The sequence below is a fragment of the Cryptosporangium aurantiacum genome, from assembly GCF_900143005.1.
Classification (GTDB): domain Bacteria; phylum Actinomycetota; class Actinomycetes; order Mycobacteriales; family Cryptosporangiaceae; genus Cryptosporangium; species Cryptosporangium aurantiacum.
Genome location: NZ_FRCS01000004.1, coordinates 65,274 through 82,034 on the forward strand (window position 1 = coordinate 65,274; position 16,761 = coordinate 82,034).

12 protein-coding genes and 1 tRNA gene are annotated in these 16,761 nt (G+C 69.3%); 5 read left to right on the forward strand and 8 right to left on the reverse strand.

Annotation, left to right across the window (positions count from 1 at the left end):
- Nucleotides 1–13: 13 nt before the first annotated feature.
- A complete protein-coding gene (locus BUB75_RS14695) occupies nt 14–310 on the forward strand; it encodes an NIPSNAP family protein (protein WP_073257474.1) in 297 nt (98 codons plus the stop codon).
- Here the strand turns inward: BUB75_RS14695 and BUB75_RS14700 are convergent, their stop codons facing one another.
- The 3 genes from BUB75_RS14700 to BUB75_RS14715 all read right to left on the reverse strand — a co-directional run bounded on the left by BUB75_RS14700 (nt 311) and on the right by BUB75_RS14715 (nt 5,083).
- The gene (locus BUB75_RS14700; protein WP_073257475.1) at nt 311–3,856 is read right to left on the reverse strand and encodes a WD40 repeat domain-containing protein; all 3,546 of its coding nucleotides are present in this window, start codon (nt 3,854–3,856) and stop codon (nt 311–313) included.
- Between the two features lie 87 nt (nt 3,857–3,943).
- A complete protein-coding gene (locus BUB75_RS14705) occupies nt 3,944–4,255 on the reverse strand; it encodes a hypothetical protein (protein WP_143175212.1) in 312 nt (103 codons plus the stop codon).
- A 423-nt stretch (nt 4,256–4,678) separates the two neighbouring features.
- Nucleotides 4,679–5,083, reverse strand: coding sequence for a hypothetical protein (locus BUB75_RS14715; protein ID WP_073257479.1), 405 nt, complete (start codon nt 5,081–5,083; stop codon nt 4,679–4,681).
- 408 nt (nt 5,084–5,491) lie between these two features.
- On the opposite strand from BUB75_RS14715, the gene BUB75_RS14720 reads away from it, so the two are divergent.
- Entirely contained in the window at nt 5,492–6,724 is a 1,233-nt protein-coding gene (locus BUB75_RS14720; protein WP_073257481.1) for a helix-turn-helix domain-containing protein, read from the forward strand.
- Between the two features lie 822 nt (nt 6,725–7,546).
- On the opposite strand, the gene BUB75_RS14725 is transcribed toward BUB75_RS14720, so the two are convergent.
- From BUB75_RS14725 to BUB75_RS14740, 4 genes are all read right to left on the reverse strand, one after another.
- A complete protein-coding gene (locus BUB75_RS14725; protein WP_218617522.1) occupies nt 7,547–8,560 on the reverse strand; it encodes a tyrosine-type recombinase/integrase in 1,014 nt (337 codons plus the stop codon).
- Nucleotides 8,533–8,609 (reverse strand) — tRNA-Ile (locus BUB75_RS14730). The genes BUB75_RS14725 and BUB75_RS14730 overlap by 28 nt, the downstream gene beginning before the upstream one ends.
- 173 nt (nt 8,610–8,782) lie before the next feature.
- Nucleotides 8,783–10,078 (reverse strand): hypothetical protein, encoded by a 1,296-nt coding sequence (locus tag BUB75_RS14735; protein WP_073257483.1) that lies wholly within the window; start codon nt 10,076–10,078, stop codon nt 8,783–8,785.
- 190 nt (nt 10,079–10,268) lie between these two features.
- Entirely contained in the window at nt 10,269–11,666 is a 1,398-nt protein-coding gene (locus BUB75_RS14740) for a glycosyltransferase (protein ID WP_073257485.1), read from the reverse strand.
- A 51-nt stretch (nt 11,667–11,717) separates the two neighbouring features.
- Between BUB75_RS14740 and BUB75_RS14745 the strand changes: the two genes are divergently transcribed.
- The 3 genes from BUB75_RS14745 to BUB75_RS14755 are packed head-to-tail and all read left to right on the forward strand — an operon-like array spanning nt 11,718 to nt 14,877.
- Nucleotides 11,718–12,503, forward strand: a complete 786-nt coding sequence (locus BUB75_RS14745) for an SDR family NAD(P)-dependent oxidoreductase (protein ID WP_073257487.1) — start codon at nt 11,718–11,720, stop codon at nt 12,501–12,503.
- Nucleotides 12,504–12,559: 56 nt separating this feature from the next.
- Nucleotides 12,560–14,059 (forward strand): flavin-containing monooxygenase, encoded by a 1,500-nt coding sequence (locus BUB75_RS14750; RefSeq protein WP_143175213.1) that lies wholly within the window; start codon nt 12,560–12,562, stop codon nt 14,057–14,059.
- Nucleotides 14,060–14,094: 35 nt separating this feature from the next.
- Entirely contained in the window at nt 14,095–14,877 is a 783-nt protein-coding gene (locus BUB75_RS14755; RefSeq protein ID WP_073257491.1) for a MerR family transcriptional regulator, read from the forward strand.
- Here BUB75_RS14755 and BUB75_RS14760 read toward each other — a convergent pair.
- Nucleotides 14,829–16,583 (reverse strand): M28 family peptidase, encoded by a 1,755-nt coding sequence (locus BUB75_RS14760; RefSeq protein ID WP_073257494.1) that lies wholly within the window; start codon nt 16,581–16,583, stop codon nt 14,829–14,831. The two genes, BUB75_RS14755 and BUB75_RS14760, sit on opposite strands and share 49 nt — an antisense overlap.
- Nucleotides 16,584–16,761: the final 178 nt, after the last annotated feature.

The following is a 16,761-nucleotide window of genomic DNA, read 5'->3' on the forward strand; positions in this document are numbered from 1 at the left end:
GGGGCCTTGCGCCGTGCGGACTGTGCAGCTGAGGACGTACACAATTCGGCCGGATCGACTGGATGAGTGGGTGGAGAAGTGGCGGACCCTGGTCGTCCCGCTGCGTCGCGAGCTGGGCTTCGAGATCGGCGGTTCTTGGGTCGACCGGGAGCGCAACGCGCACGTCTGGGTGATCGCGTACGAGGGTGACGAGACCTTCGAGGAGGCGAACAAGCGCTACTGGTCCACCTCCCAGCGCGATGACCTCGGCCTCGATCCGTCGGAGTACATCGTCGAGGAGGACATGCGCGTGGTCGAGGAAGTGCTGTAGCTACTCGTCGGCCGCCGGGAGCAGGTGCTCCCGGCGCTCCTCTTGCGTCAGACCTCGAAAGACGCGCTTCCGTGCTGTTCGGGTGAGCGCGTCGAGGTCGACGTCGGCCGCCCAGACCCGAGCGGTGGCGTCCGTCGAGCCGCTCACCACGCGGTCCCCGTCGGGTAGCCACGCGAGCGACGACACTAAGTCGCGATGCACGCCGATGATCTGTTCCGGCTCGTCGCTCCCGACGTCCCACAGCCGGACGGTCCGGTCATCGGACGCCGACGCCAACCGCCTCCCGTCCGGTGACCACGCGACGGCACGCACTCGCCGTTCGTGTCCGGTCATCGTCCGGACGGACTCTCCGCCCGGCAGCTCCCACAACCGGATCGTCCAGTCCGCTGAGCACGTCGCGAGGCGCTGTTCGTCCGGTGCCCAGCTCAGGCCGTCGACATAGTTCTGATGCCCGGTGAGCACGATCGGTGCGTCCGGGTGTTCGAGATTCCACACGCGGGCGGTCCGGTCATCGGATCCGGACGCCAGAAATCGGCCACTGGGTGACCAAGCGAGCGTCCCGATCCAGTCCGTATGCCCGCGCAACGAGAACAGCGACGTCCGATCGCGGGCGTCCAGGACGTGAATGACGCTGTCCTTCGCTCCGCCGGCCAGGCGTGATCCGTCGGGAGACCACGACAGGGACTCGAACTCAGGACCGTCCGCGATGACGTGCGCGGATCCTTCCGCAATGTCGAGCAGGTGCGTAGTCCCGTTCTGCAAGGCCACCGCGACGACGGACGCCGTGGGCGAGGCCGCGACGGTCACGACAGGCGACTCGAAGGGATACGTGATCGGGGTGTCCGGTGTCCAGTGGCGGACGCTGCCGTCGTCAGATCCAGTGATCACGATTCCGTCTGTGTCGACCGCGACGGCGGTTACGGGTCCGGTGTGTCCGACGAGGGTTGTCCGTTCGGCGCCAGCCGGTTGAAGCGCCCAGATGCGCGCCGTGGTGTCACCGGATCCGGTGAGCACCCGAGTGCCATCGGGACTGACAGCCGCGTGCCACACGGTTTGATCGTGGCCACGGAGCGCGCCGACTTCGCACAGTCGGATCGTGTCCCAGACTCGGACGCTTGCGTCCCCAAGTGCGTACACGAGGCGCGTTCCATCCGGAGTCCAGGCAACCGACCAGATGACGTCCGGGTGTCCGCCGACCGATCGCCGTTCGGCGCCGGTTGCGGCGTCCCAGATCCGAACGGATTCGTCGGCCGATCCCGTCGCGATCCATCGACCATCCGGTGAGAACGCCACGGCTTCGACGAAGCCGAGATGCCCGGCGAGGATGACCACCGGCTGTCCGGCAACGACGTCCCACACGATGACGGTCCGGTCGTGGGACGCGGACGCCAGCCTCATCGAATCAGGACTCCAGCTAAGGCCCCAGACGTCGCCGCGGTGTCCGGCGAGCGTGGCGCTGAGGTTCCACGAACCCGTCTCCCACATGCGGACGCGTTCGTCGCGGGAGCTGGCGGCCAGTGTCCGTCCATCCGGCGACCAGGCGACGGCGCGCAGGAAGTCGGGGCAGTTCAGCGCGGTGATCTGGTCGCCGGTCGCGGGATCCCAGACCCTGACGAATGTGTCCCGGCCCCCGGTCGCGATGAGTGTTCCGTTCGGCGACCAGGCGATGCCGTCGACCATCCCGTCGTGTCCGGCCAGTACGCGGGAGACGGTTCCGGTGGAGGCATCCCAGATACGCGCGGTTCCGTCTCGTGATGCGGTGGCCACCGACGTGCCGTCGGGTGACCAGGCGACGGCACGAACGGCGTCGGCATGGCCGGAAAGCACGGACTCGGCGTGGCTGAACGCGAGCGCGGACATCAACGCGCGTGCTGCGATCGGCGTCCGTGCGCAGTCGGCTAACGCCGCTGTCGCGAGCAGAACCGCGAGTTCCGGGTAGCGGTCGACGTTGGCTAGGGCGTATCGGCCGACTGACATCGACACCCGACGCAGGAACGCGCTGTCTCGGCGTCGGGATGCTTCCACCAGAGCGCGTGGCCCAGGGACGTCCTGCCCAGCGGTGGCCATCGCGTCGAGCCACTGGCCAGCCAGCGTCAAGCGTTCGCCGGTCAGCAAGTAGTCATCGCTGCGGCCGGCGCGTTCCCAGTCGGCAGCCCAGCGTTCGAGTTCGGTCCGACGGGTCAGGTACTCAGCGCGGGTCCGGACCTCTTGGCGCAGTGGAGCCCACTGGCGGAAAAGCGCTTCGTGCGCCACGTGGACGGACGGCTTGCCATCGGTGGCGTCGGTGGTCAACAGGCGCGCGTCGACGAATGCTTCGACGATCTGCCGCTCATCAGCGCTCAGCTCGTCCATCGGCACACGGCGGCGTGTCGGTTCGGTGCCGTCCATCGCGACCAGGCGCAGCAACGCGGAGAGGATGGCGTCGGAGTCGTAGCGGTCGCGGAGTTCGGCGAGCACGAGGTCGGCTTGCCGAGCGAGTGCCCCGGCGACGCCGCCGAGCGCGTCGTAGGTCTCGCGCGTGGCCCGTCCTACAGACTTGCCCTTCCCGGAACGGGTCGCGAGGTACAGCTCCTGCAAGACGTAAGCGAGCAGCGGGAGTGCGTCTGGAGTGCCGGTGTCATCAGCGATCCGGGCGACGAGCCCGTCGTCGAACGTCATTCCGGCCAGACGAGCAGGCTCCTCGATGACGGTCGTGATCTCCGCGCGGCCGATCGACCCGAGCGCAGCCGGTGCGCCGAACAGCTCCGGGTGGTCGCCCGCCAGCAGGTCGTCCAGGAACTCCAGCCGGAGCGTGGCCAGAACCCAGAGGCGCCGGTCCGATGCCAGCGCGCGGGCGATCTGGTCGAGGAACAGACGGCGGTCTGCCGGCCCGGAGAGCGTGATGAGTTCTTCGAGCTGGTCGAGGACGAACAGAACGCGGCCGTAGCGGTTGCCGTGCTCGCGGCGCCATTGACGGACGGCGTGCGTGAAGGCGTTCGGATCGTGGCGAAGGTCGTGCAGGCGGGCTGGCTGGTCGCCTCCGGCAAGCGTGACGAGTAACCCTGCGAGCCTGCCGAGCGGTTCCCCGGCCGGGACCAGCGTCGGCAGGACGCTCCACCGGCTTGTCCGCAGGCGAGGAACGACGCCGGCATGGACGAGGGAGGACTTGCCGCTGCCAGACGCTCCGGTCACGCAGATGAACCGCTCCGTGGCGTCGGTCCCGGACTCGTGGAGCCGGCCGATGAGTTCCTTGATCTGGGGTTCGCGGCCGAAGAAGACGGCAGCGTCGTCCTCGGCGAATGCAGCCAGGCCGGGATACGGCGAACGGTCGGACTGCCACTCGGGGCGCTTGGTGCGTGGGTTCTCCCACCACAGCACAACCACGTTGCCGGCGACGAGGACGAGCAGCAGGATGATTAGGCCCGGGGCGGCGATGCTCTGGATCGCTCGGGCTACGGCGGAGTCGTCGGCTGCGTTCGCTGCGAAGTTGGCGGTGATCTCGAGCAGGATGCCGACCAGCAGCAATGACAGTTGCAGGGTCGTCGAGGACGAGCGGCGTTGCCGCAACTGTGCCTCCCGGAGCCGCTTACCGCCGGAGCCGACAGTAATGCAGCGAACACGGGCCGGTACGGGTGTCCGGGAAAGTCCACAGTGCTACGCAGCACGGCTCTCACCGTCCGCGTCATCGTCGGCCCGGTACGCGCGAGCGAGTAGCGCGGCCAGGCGCCCGGCGGTCTCCGGCGTGATTCGGCCGAGTTCCACCACGCCGACGCCGGCCACGGTCACGTCTGCTCGCGCGTACGGCAGGCATCCCTTCAGACCGCAGGCTTCCAGCGCCTTGCGCAGTGCCGTTAGAGCTTCGTTCGCGCCCATCCAGCCCTGCACGTAGGGCACCTCCTCGTGCAGGACGTCGCAAGGCTCGTCGGTCTCAAGACCCGGCTCCGTCGTCACCAACATCAACTCCACTCAGGAACGGAAGCGTTCCCGGGAGCGGCCAGCGTGCCCGGTCAACCACGCCGGGCGGTGCGGCCTACCCCGGTATCGTGCGACACCGGGGTTCGCCCCAGCCGGACCACCCGCGCCTGCCAGGGTTCACGGTGGTCCGGCCTTCCTCACTGGGTCAGGTGATCTCCCCACGTTCGTCGGCATCGAGGACCCACCGAGCCCAGCGGTGCTGCTCACAGGGCCACGGCTGCGCAAGGATCAGGTGAGTCGCGCTCGCGCATACCGGCCGCAGCGGGTCGGAACCCGTCGGGTGATGCATCGGCAGCACACCCTGTGCTGTCTCGACGTCCTCCCGGGTCAGGTCACGGTGCCACCGCGGCGGTATCGCGCCTGGGTCGCGTGATTCCTGGTCGGCTTCAGCCGGCGACGTGGTCAGGCCGTGCATCATGACGGCGCTCCCGCCGTCGCGATCATGTCTGCCTGCACCTGATGCGCTGACGCCGCGATCTCCACCGCCCAGCGTGGGATGTCGGTGAGGTCAGCGACGTAGAGGGGCGCTCCCCCGCGGCGCGCGGCCCTGAACAACGCCATTCCGAGCAAGCCGTTCGGAGCCAGGTGGACCCACGTCGGAAGCAGGATCCCTCGCACGATCTCCTTCCGGACCATCTCCAGGCAGCCCGCGAACGCCGGGAGCATCGCGGCGGACGCGCCGGGCGCTTCCCGTGCGACGTCGCGGACAAGGAGCCGAGCGCGGCTGGCGTACTCGTCGAGATCGGCGCGGAGGTTCTGGACGTCTTCGCGGGTTGGCGCGCGGACATAGCCGACGACTGGCGTCAACGGCAGCGACACGGTGCACCTCCCCGCGGTAGCTCCTGCTCGTGGGCGCGAATCGCGCCGATCAGCGCCTCAGCGTCCGGGCCGAACGCGGGACGTTGGCTCGGATGTTGGGGCTTCCAGGGCAGGGCGTCGTAGCCCACCTCCGGACGCTCGGGGGAGCCGCCTTGTGAGTAGTTCGGATACCAGTCGGCGAGTTCCAGTCCGGGCTCGTGCGTGGGCTGGTCTATGACGAGTGAACCCTTCGCGGACCCTTCCACGTGATACGCCATGCGACCCCACCTCTTCCGAGCGTCAGGCGTGATTCGATTGAGCGGGCCGATTCTTTGGCCGCATCAGTAGCGTGAAAGGCGGGGCGCCTGACGAACAGGTCGTTGCTGTCGTCAAGGACGGCGACGACCAGGTGACGACAGGAGGAACCACGTGGCCGAACGCGAAGCGGCCGACGCGCAACGATTCGGGCAGCTCCTGCGCGCGCTCCGCAAGGAACGTGGACTCTCCCTGAGCCAGTTGGCGGCGATCACCTACACGCACCGCGGAAGCATCGGCAACATCGAGAACGGCAAGCGGCTGCCCGATCGGCGTTTCGCGGAGATCGCCGACGTGGAACTCGGGGCAGACGGTCGACTGATTGCCTCGTGGCGGCACGCGACCGGGGATCGGGATGCGCGGCGGAGGAGAAGTCAGCTTCTCGATGCGGCGCTAGCGGAATCGCGGGATATCGCTCGCGAGGCAGAACCGGTGATGGCGGACTCAGCCGGGGAGCGCACGCAAGAGTTGGCAGTCCAGTACCTCGGTACTCCGCCAGCGAAAATCCTGGAAACCGCGATACGACTCCGCCGCGAGGTGAACACGGCCCTCAAGCACGGGCAGCTACGCTCGCGCGCGGTCACGGACGGAATCGTCACCGTCGGCCGACTCTCCGGAATCCTCGCGTACGCCGCCCTAGATCTCGGCTATCCGGACGCTGCCACCGCGCACTCCGAAGCTGCCTGGCGGTGCGCAGACCTGGCAGGTGACGCCGAACTGAAGGCATGGACTCGGGGAACTCAGAGCCTCATCTACCGATTCAAGGGAGACAATCAGCGAGCGCTAGATTCCGCGGTCGCCGGCCAGGAGCACACGCGGAGAGGGCAATCGTTGAGCAGGTTGCTGAGCGCGGAAGCACAGTGCCGCGCGGTGGATGGTGACTCCCAATCCGCCAATCGCCTCTTGAGTCGAGGGTTGGCAGAGTGCGAGCAAGGTTCTACACGGGATGCAGAGGCAGGAATCTTCGGGTTCCCAATCGAGAAGTTGCATTACTACGTCGGCAGCAGCCTAATATGGCTCGACGGCGAGAAGGATGCCGAACGTGCAGTCACTGGTGCGGTAACCGCCGTACAACTCTGGGACACCGCTGAGCCGCACAGACGGTCCCCGAGCGATCAAGCACTGTCGCGTATCTACTGGACTACGGCCAGCCTGCAATTGGGCGACATCTCCGGAGCAGCAGAGGCCATCCGGCCCGTGCTCGATCTACCCACCGATTTGCGGTACTCCTGGATCAATAGACGCCTGCACCCTCTTCTCACTACCCTCACCAAGCCACCTTATGCGGATGCGCCGGAGGCCTTGGAGCTAATCGGGCAGATCCGCTTCTTCCTTGCAGACCCCTAGCAGTCAACTTTACGGACCCCTAGATAAAACCATCAATGAGATCGCGCAAGAACGACATACCCGCGATCACGACTCCAATGATCGTTGCCCACTTGATTAGATTTTCGCCGTTCTTCGGAACCGAATCAGCCGGAGTCATCTGCCAACCGCCCGCCGCCGGTTGCCGCTCCGCACGCGCTCGCCGATCAACAGAGTCAGGTCGTGGCCACATCAGATCGGGAAGAACCAGACTTCTGCCCGACCGAACCAGGGTGGGAAATCCGCGTTTCAGACCGTTATGGTAGTCACACGCACGTAGTAGCCCGCGAACTCGCCATCGGCATGGCCTACCGGATTTCGTCTCTACTCGACAAACCGTGACACGGATAGCCAGAACATAGAAGACCAAGAGGGCAAAGATCCATGCCGAGTAGCCCCATTCGTGGGCATACAGAGTTAGCAGGAGGAGCCCAGCCGCGAGCGTTCCCCACGATTTGAAAGGAGTCCGAGATTTGCGGCTTCCGGAAGAGCGTCCGCGCGATGTAGCCAAAGCCGTTACCCCCCAGCGGCCAGCATCAGCAAGGCGACGAGATCGGTCTCGCGTCGATCTACGCTCTACCGGTTCAATCAAATCGGGTCAAGAACTACACCTTTGTAGCTTGAGGCGAGATTGCACCAATTTTCCTATGAGGAAATATTGGACAAATGATCGCCCGAGAGGACCGGCCCCGATGCCGATCTGATGCTTTTCTGGGCATGGCGATGATTCTTCACGCATTCCATGACCGCACGTCACCGTAGGATAGTTTTGCCCGATTCTCCGCTCGGCGCATCGGCACTTGTTCAGAGACGGTCCCCCAGTGCCATCCTCCGGTGCGCCGCTCGTGCCCTCTCATCCGCCGCGCTTGCCGCATACCGGCCGACCATCTCGCGCGAACGCCACCCAGCTAGGCGCATCAAGTCCTGCTCCTGCCCCCCATCCGCCAACCACCGGTGCGCGAACGTGTGCCGGAACCGATGCGGGTGCACGTTCTCGATCCCCGCATCGGCCGCACGACGCTCCAGCATCTGCGTAATGCCGCTCCCGGTCATCTTCCCCTTCTTGCCCAGCCACAGGGCGTCCAGGTTCGCCTGAGGGTGCCTGGAGCGCAGCCGGAGATACCGCCGCAGCGCCTCCCCGGTCTTCACCCCGAACGGCACCGCCCGCCCGCGCCGGCCCTTGCCCATCACGATCGCGACGTCCGCATCGAAGTCCAGGTCACCCAACTCCAGCCCAGCCACTTCGGACAGCCGAGCCCCGGAGTCGAGGAAGAACCGGATGATCGCGGTATCGCGTCGGTTCTCGAACCGCTTGCCATCGGCCGAACGCAGCAGCGCGACCAGCTCGTCTTCCGTGAAGACCGGCACCGGCTGCTCAGGAATCGCCGGCGGACGCATCTTCGCCATCGGCGACGCGTCGACCTCGCCCTCTTCCTCTAGCCAGCGGAAGAGCTGCTGCAACGTCCGGTAGTGCTTGGCGGCGTTCCCCGCGGAACCCGTGGCAACGAGATGGCCGAGGTAGTGCTCAATGTGCTCGCGACGAACGGCACCGACCCGCGTCGGCATCCCGTTAGCCACGAGGTAGACCACGAACGCCCGACCGACGGTCGAGTACGAGCTGATCGTGGACGGCGCCCGGTTCAACGCCCGTAAGTGTCGCTGCCAGTCCGGCAGCAGGGTCGCGATGTCATCGATCGCGACCGAAGAAGCACGCGAAGTAGCGGCCATGCGCAGCAGAATACTGTGCTGTTGCACCGCTACGCAGGATTCAGTCCCAACGTATTGCCTGGTGGTGGGGCGGGTGGGGCTCGAACCCACGACCAAGGGATTATGAGTCCCCTGCTCTAACCGACTGAGCTACCGCCCCTCGCAGGCGCAGACTAGCGTCCGCCGCGGGGTGATGGCGTGCCGCCCCGGGCGACTGTCCGGCGTCCGACAGCGGTGTTCCAAGACGGGCGTCGCTTGCCTACGGTGCTGCGCCGCACGCGGAGGGCAACCAGGGACGCGCCGCCCTAGAACCCGGTGACCGGGACTGCCGCGCTACTTCGGCTTGCTCTTGCCTTCGGCGTCGGACGGCCCCGCGGTGCCGCCCGGGGCATCGTCCGCGTCGGGGTCCGCAGCCGACGGGCGCGGCTCAACGGGGGACGCCGACGCTGCGCGGACGTCGTCGAGGGCCTCCGCCACGCGCGACCGGCCCGAGGTTCCGGTGCGCGAAGGCGGCGCGGAGCGGCGCGAGCTTGAACGGGCGCGGCCGGAAGGGGACGTCCCGGCCGCCGGAGGCTCCGGCACGGACGATCCCGATCCCGAAGCGACCGACCCGGAAGACAGCGACTCGGAAGACCTCGACTCGGGCTGGCTCGGCCCCGAAGGGCCGGTCTCCGACGATCCGGAACTCGAAAGGACTGTCCCCGATGATCCGGAACCCGAGACGAATGGCTCGGACGATCCGGAGCCGGCAACGAACGGCTCCGACGATCCGGACCGCGAACGGACCGGTTCCGACGGCACCGACTCGGACGGCCTGGGGGCGGTGAGCGCGGGCGCGAAGGGCACGGACTCGCTCGACGACGACCGGCTGGACGAGCGGCCGAAGCGGCGGGACTTCGGGGCCGGCTCGGCGTCGTCGGTGGCCGAGACCGGAGGCGCGAACGCCGCGGCGGTCAGGTCGATCGGGCGGGTGTCGAACGAACGGTAGCCGAGCACCCAGCGCACCGAGATTGCGACGAAGAACGAACCCTTGCCGAGTTTGCGCAGCACGTTCGGGTACCGAGCAAGGTAGTAGCCCGCGCTGGCGGTCGCCACGGCCGAGTGGCCCCACGCGATCACCGCGGTGCCGGGCAGCCCGGTCTCCTTCGGTGACAGCCGGACGATGAACGCGAACGTCTCGTCGTCGGTACGCGCGAACGTGCGACCGTCGCACCGGTACGACAGCTTGCCGGTCTCCGGGTCGGTCAGGATCTCGAAGCCCGGGCAGTACGCCTTGAGGAAGGTCGCGCTCACCTGGTTGCCGGACGGACCGCCGATCGCGATCACGTCCAACGGCGCGTTTTCCGCGGACTCGCCGCTCCGGTTGACGACCGGCACCGTTCCGACGCGGTTGCAGGCCTCCAGGACGTGCGCGAGCCCGATCGCGTCGTAGGTGGTCAGCAGCCCGGCCGGGTGCGCGTTGTCCGCCCATGGGTAGACCGGCGTGACGACGGCAGCCGTCTCGGTGCCGACCAGCCACCGTAATGCGCGCTGCCGGTACCGCCGCCGGACCCACAAGTAGATCTCGACCAGCAGAACCGCGAGCACGCTGGAGATGATCCCCGCGATGAGCTCCTCGGCAATCGCCATGCGCACAGGGTATCGGCGCGCCGAAGCGCTATCGGTGCAAACGGCAAGCCGTTCGCAATCCGCCGCGAAGCGTCGCAACCGCGGTCACGCAACGCAACCGCTGCGCGGCCGCACGAACCCACACCGCGCAACCGCTGCGCGGCCGCACGAACCGAACCCGGAGCGGCCGCCAACCCCCGCGCGCGGAACCTCAGGCCACCCGGCCGGTTCGCCCTCGGACCACTGCTTCCAGGACGTCTACTGCCACCTCGCCCTGTGCCCTTCCCGACGGCACACACGCCCGCGCCCGCACCGTGAACCCCGGATCGTCCAGCACGGTCCGCACCGCCTCCGCCAACCGCGCCGGCGTCAGCTTTCGCGGCGGAATCGCCAGGCCCAGCCCGGCCCGCACCAGCTTGGCGGCGTTCTCGGCCTGCTCGCCCGCGCCCGGCACGACCACCAGCGGCACCCCGCGGGCGAGCGCCTTCGCCACGATGCCGTGCCCCGCCCCGCTGACCACCACGGACGCTTCGGAGATGGCCGGGCCCTGCCGGCCCGGCCCGGCCACGACGTGGTCCGGTACCGGTCCGTCAGGCTCCTCGAACTGCGTACACGCTATGCGGACGCCCGGCAGCGCGCCGATCGCCGTTCCTAGCAGATCGGCGGCGCCACCCGGCACAGTGGACGCCGACACGAACACCAGCGGCGAAGACCCCGGCGGAAGGGGCAGCGAAATAGTCGCAGGGTCCCACTCCAGCGGCCCCACCCGATACGCGTCCGGCGGCCAGTCCCGGTGCGGCGGCTCGAGCGCGGGCACCGACGCGATCAGCCGCGCGACCGGGCGCCCGTCGGCGCGCAACCCCAGCGACGCCCGCGCGACCGCCTGCTCCACGGTGCCGCGCTGCCAGTCTCGCGACACCAGCCGGTAGAGCGCCTGGTCCCGAAGACCCCGCAGCCCGTCGAGCACCCGGTCCCGCGGAGCCCGCCCGACCCCGCCTCCCGGAGCGACGCCCGAGCCTGCCGGCGCGAACCCCGAACCTGCCGGAACGACGCCCGAACCCGCCGAAGGCAAGCCCGAACCTGCCGGAACGACGCCCGAACCTGCCGGAACGACCCCCGAGCCTGCCGGCGTGAACCCCGAACCTGCCGGAACGACGCCCGAACCTGCCGGAACGACCCCCGAGCCTGCCGGCGTGAACCCTGAACCCGGTGGCGGGAGGTACGGCGACGGGTCCTGCAGCGGATGCGGCACCAGCTGCACCCACGGCACCCCGAGCAGCCCCGCCGCGTACCCACCGAACGGCGAGATGACGTCGGCGACCACACAGTCCGGCCCGAACGGCCGCAGCGTCTCCGCGAGAATCGGCGCCAGCCGCGCCGATTCTCCGTGCAACTGCGCGAACACCCCACCCGGATGACTACCCGGCGAGAGCTGGTGCAGCTTCGAGGCGACGAACCCGTCCCGCCGCAGCGCCGGGAGCCACCGCCCGGCGACGACCACCATCGGCAAGTGCCCGCGCCGCCGCAGCGCTGCAGCGAGCCCGACGAGCGGGAACACGTGCCCCGGATCGGACCCGGCCACGAGCGCGACGCGGAGCGGAGGCGACATGGCGCGGACAGTAGCGTGGCCCCTGAGATAGCCGTGAAGCAGGAGGTCAGGATGGATTTGGGGCTGGACGGCGCACGAGCGGTGATCACCGGCGGCAGCCGAGGCCTGGGGCTGGCGATCGCCGACTCCCTCGCGCGCGAGGGAGCCTGGGTGGGGCTGATCGCCCGCGGCCCGGACGACCTCGCCGACGCCGCCGATCGAATCGGACGCCACGGCAGCCCGGTCGTCACCGTGATCGCCGACGTCACCGACTCCGCAGCGCTCGCGGCAGCGGTCGACGAGGTCGCGAGCGCGCTCGGCGGCCTCGACCGCGTCGTCGCGAACGCGGGCGGCACGGCGGGCAACGGCAACCTGCGCAACGGCACGGTCGACGACTTCCTGGACACCTACGCGCTCAACGTCGGTCACGCGGCGGCGCTCACCAAGGCCGCGCTGCCGCACCTGGAAACCGCGCAGCGCGGATCGGTGCTGTTCGTGGCGTCCGTGACCGGCACGAAGCCCGGGCCGCGCACGGCCTACGCGGCGGCGAAGGCCGCCGAGATCCATCTGGCCGCAACGCTCGCGCTGGAGCTCGCACCGCTGCACATCCGAGTCAACGCGATCAGCCCGGGTTCGATCCTGTTCGAGGGCGGCGGCTGGGCGAACCTCAAGGCGAACAACCCGGAGGTCTTCGAGAAGTTCCGCGCGAACGAGTTCCCGTTCGGACGGCTGGGCCACCCGGAGGAGGTCGGCGACGTCGCCGCGTTCCTGCTCTCCGACCGGGCGTCGTGGATCACCGGCGCGAACATCGTCGTGGACGGCGGTCAGGGCAAGCCGAGCGCCCGCACGTTCGCCTGAAACTATCAACGAGTGATGTTAACGTCCCATCAGTCATTGACACGATGGGAGTCGACATGACGCATGTCCGGGTCGCGGTGATCGGGTCGGGCTTCGGCGGCATCGGCGCCGCGGTCCGGTTGAAGAACGCGGGCGTCCACGACTTCGTCCTGCTCGAGCGGGCCGGTGCGATCGGCGGGACCTGGCGCGACAACACCTACCCCGGATGCGCCTGCGACGTCCCGTCGCATCTGTACTCGTTCTCGTTCGCGCCGAACCCGCGCTGGCCGCGGAGCTTCTCCGCGCAACCGGACATCCGCCGGTACCTGGAGGACGTCGTCGACCGGTTCGGCGTCCGCCCGCACGTGCGGTTCCACACCGAAGTGCTCGAGGCGACGTGGACCGGAACCGACTGGCACATCCGGACGAGTACCGGCGACCTCACCGCGAACGTGCTGGTCGCCGCCGCCGGGCCGCTGTCCGACCCGCAGATCCCGGACGTCCCCGGCCTGGCCGGGTTCCCGGGCGAGATCTGGCATTCGTCGCAGTGGAACCACGCGTACGACCTGCGCGGCAAACGCGTCGCGGTGATCGGCACCGGCGCGTCAGCGGTCCAGTTCGTGCCACAGATCCAGCCGCACGTCCGCGAGCTGACCGTCTTCCAGCGCACCGCGCCGTGGATCCTGCCCCGCGCCGACCGCCCGATCACCGGCGCCGAGCGGGCCGTGTTCAGCTCGGCCGCGCTCACCCAGAAAGTCGCCCGCGCCGGCGTCTACCTGACCCGCGAGGCCACCGTTCCCGGGTTCGTGCTGACCCCCACGGTCCTGCGGGCCGGCGAGCTGGCCGCCAGGGCGCACATCCGCCGGAGCGTCCGCAACCCGGAGCTGCGGGCTGCGGTCACCCCGTCGTTCCGGCTGGGCTGCAAGCGGGTTCTGCTCTCGAACGACTGGTATCCGGCGCTCGACGCGCCGAACGTCTCGTTGATCCCTGCCGGGTTGCGCGCCGTCGACGGCCACACGGTCATCGCTTCGGACGACACGCGGCGGGACGTCGACGCGATCATCTTCGGTACGGGTTTCCACGTCACCGACATGCCGGTAGCGCAGCGGGTCGTGGGGCGGGACGGGATCCGGCTGTCCGACCGCTGGGCGGGCGGAATGGAGGCGCTGCGCGGCACGACCGTGCACGGCTACCCGAACTTCTTCCTGCTGATCGGGCCGAACACCGGGCTGAGCCACAGCTCGATGGTGTTCGTCATCGAGTCGCAGCTGAACTACCTGATCGACGCGGTCACGACGATGGAACGGCATGGGCTGGCGACGGTCGAACCCCGCGCGGATGCTCAGGAGCGCTGGAACGCCACGCTCCACCGGCGGATGAAGCGGACGGTGTGGGCGACCGGCGGGTGCAGCAGCTGGTACCAGGATTCCAGCGGCCGGGTCACCACGCAGTGGCCCGGATCGACGTGGCGGTTCCGGATGGTCACCCGCGCGTTCGACGTCGGCGAGTACCACCTTCGGGCGGTGGCGCCGCCGGTGGAGCGCGAACTCGCGGCCGGAGCGGCGGGCGATCGCTAGGCTGCTGCCGGAAGCACACCGTACGGGAGGTCCGGTTGGCCGAGTACCGCATCGCGGAGCTGGCCGACGCCACCGACACCGCCGTCCGCAACATCCGCGTCTACCAGGACCGCGGCATCCTGCCCCCGCCGCGCCGCGAGGGCAAGATCGCGTTGTACTCCGACGATCACCTGGTTCGCCTTCGGCTGGTGAACCGGCTGCTCGAGCGCGGCTACACGCTCGGGGTGATCCGCGATCTGGTCGACGCCTGGGCCGACGGCCGCAACCTCGAGGACGTCCTGGGCCTGGAGTCGGCGACCCGGCCGGAGCCGCGCGACGAGCGGCCGGAACCGGTCACGCTCGCGGAGCTGCAGCGCCTGCACGGCGGTCAGGCCACACCCGACCTGCTGGAGCGGGCGATCGCGCTCGGCGTCCTGGCTCGCACCGGACCGACCACGTTCGAGATCCTCGAACCCCGCCCGTTCGCGGCCGGTGTCGAGATGGTCGCGGCCGGCATCCCGCTGACCGCGGTCCTCGACCTCAGCGAGGGTATCCGGGACGACCAGCAGCGCACCGCCGACCGGATCGTCGACCTGGTCGGCGGCCACCTGCTCCCCGCGGACGGCCCCGGCGCGCTACCGGCGGCCGACGACCTGCACGACGCGGTCGAGTCGATCGCCCGGCTGCGCCCGCACGCCGCCAAGACCGTCGCGGCCTACTTCGCCCGCGGGTTCAACGACGCGATCCAGCGGACGTTCGAGGAGCTGGTCGCCCGCGCCTCGAAGCACACTCAGGGCGACGGCGACGCGGACGCTCCCTCCACGTCCGAGACGTCGTAGGCGTACCGACCGACCGCCGCCGCGATCGCGTCGCTGATCAGGTCGAGCGGCACCACGTTCACGTTGCCGACCAGGCGGCTCCCGTAGGCCGCGGCGAGCTTGCGGTACGCCTCTTTTTTGGCCCGATCCGGGAACGACGGCGTCAGCCCGTCGCACGCCTGGTGGTAGCAGGGGTCGTACGCGACACCCGGCACTCCCCCGAACTTCTCGGCCGCGCTGCGCGACTTGATGCCCTCCGCGCCGGTGTCGATGCCTCCGGCCGGGATGCCGACGCCCTTGGCGATGAACGGCCCGTAGTCCGAGCGTCCGTCGAAGCCGCTCGGCGCCGACTTCTGTCCACGCTCGGCCAGGAAGTTCCGGAAGAACCGCTCGATCTGCGCCGATCCGCTCGGACCCCGGGTCGTCCCCTCCCGTCCGTCCGAGTTGTCGCCGTCGTAGACGCCCAGCTCGTAGTTGGGCGATCCGATCATGTCGAAGTTGAGGTAGAGCGCGATCGCTCGCTTCTGCGCCGGGGTCAGATGGTCGACGTAGTGCTTCGCGCCGAGCAACCCCGACTCCTCGGCGCCCCACCACGCGAACCGCACCGGGTTCGGCGGCGGGCTCTCGGCGTTGCGGACCAGCTCGGCCCAGCGCACCGCGACCTCCAGAACCCCCGCGCTACCGCTGCCGTTGTCGTTGATTCCGGGCCCTTCGGGCACCGAGTCCAGGTGCGCGCCGACCATCACGGTCCGGCCGGTGGCCGGACCGGGTAGCTGGGCGAGCAGGTTCGCGGTGGTGCGGGTCTCGGATCGGGCGTCGGTCTCTATGCGGACGCGAACCGATGGCGACGCCGCGAGGTCGGCGCCGATCTCGTAGGACACCGCGATGGCCGGGATCGAGGACGGCTTCTGGAGCGTGCCGCCGAACGTCTCGTAGCGATCCTTGTTGGCGGTGGGACTGCCGTTGCCCTGGTTGAAGATGATCGCGCCGGCCGCCCTGGCGTCCACCGCATTACGTACTTTGACGCTGAAGTCGCAGGTCCCGCGCTGCAGCAGCGCGACCGCACCGGCCGGGAAGCCGACGAAGTCGGCGGCCTCGCAGCCGCTGGTCGAGGCCCGCGGCGGCGTCAGGTTGACGTCGACCGGGTGGACGCGTGCCGCGACGACGCCGTTGCCGGAGTAGCTGAGGATCCGGAACTCCTCCGGTCCGCGGTACGTGCGGGTCGTCGGGGCCGTGCGGCGGAACGTCGTCGGGTGGACCTCTTCGAAGTACGGGAACGAGAACGCCTGGCGGGTCACCCGGTAACCGGCCCGGCGTAGCTCGCGCTCGACGTAGTCGACGCTGCGGGTGTACCCGTTGCCGACCCCGGACGCGCGGGTGCCGCCGTTGGCGTCGGCGATCTTCTGGAACGCGCGCAGGTGGGCGAGGACGCCGTCGGCGGTCACCTGGGCGGCGAGCGCCCGTCCGGCGGCGGTGCCCGCGGTCGCCGGGTCGGGCACCGGCTTGCTGGTGGCCGGTGCCGGGCTGGGCTGGGCCGGAGTAGCCGGTGGTGGGGTGGGCGCTGCAGCGGGGCGCTGGTTCTTCGGTGGCGCCTCGGCGGGATGCGCGGTCGCCGTCATCTGGTTGGCGGCCAGGCCGACCAGCGCGGCGACGGCGAGCGCGGCGACCGCTCCGATGGAGCGGGTCGGTCTGCGGGCCGGGCTGCCGCGGCGGGTGCGAGCAAGCATGGGCCTTCTCCCCCGGGATGACGTCGATAAATCCCGAATCAGGAGATTAGTCGCATTAGCTCGCGCCACCCGCCAGCCCGCGCCCGGCGCGCCGCGAACCCGCGCCGGGCGCGCTCGCGCGCAGAGACGCGAACCCGGCCCCTAACGTCGCGTTAGAGGCCGGTTTCGCGTCGATTCG

Coding starts and splice junctions, on each gene's coding strand:
- BUB75_RS14750 (WP_143175213.1), top strand. CDS start 12,560: ATGACGCATGTCCGGGTCGCGGTGATCGGGTCGGGCTTCGGCGGCATC.
- BUB75_RS14740 (WP_073257485.1), bottom strand. CDS start 11,666: ATGTCGCCTCCGCTCCGCGTCGCGCTCGTGGCCGGGTCCGATCCGGGG.
- BUB75_RS14745 (WP_073257487.1), top strand. CDS start 11,718: ATGGATTTGGGGCTGGACGGCGCACGAGCGGTGATCACCGGCGGCAGC.
- BUB75_RS14735 (WP_073257483.1), bottom strand. CDS start 10,078: ATGGCGATTGCCGAGGAGCTCATCGCGGGGATCATCTCCAGCGTGCTC.
- BUB75_RS14760 (WP_073257494.1), bottom strand. CDS start 16,583: ATGCTTGCTCGCACCCGCCGCGGCAGCCCGGCCCGCAGACCGACCCGC.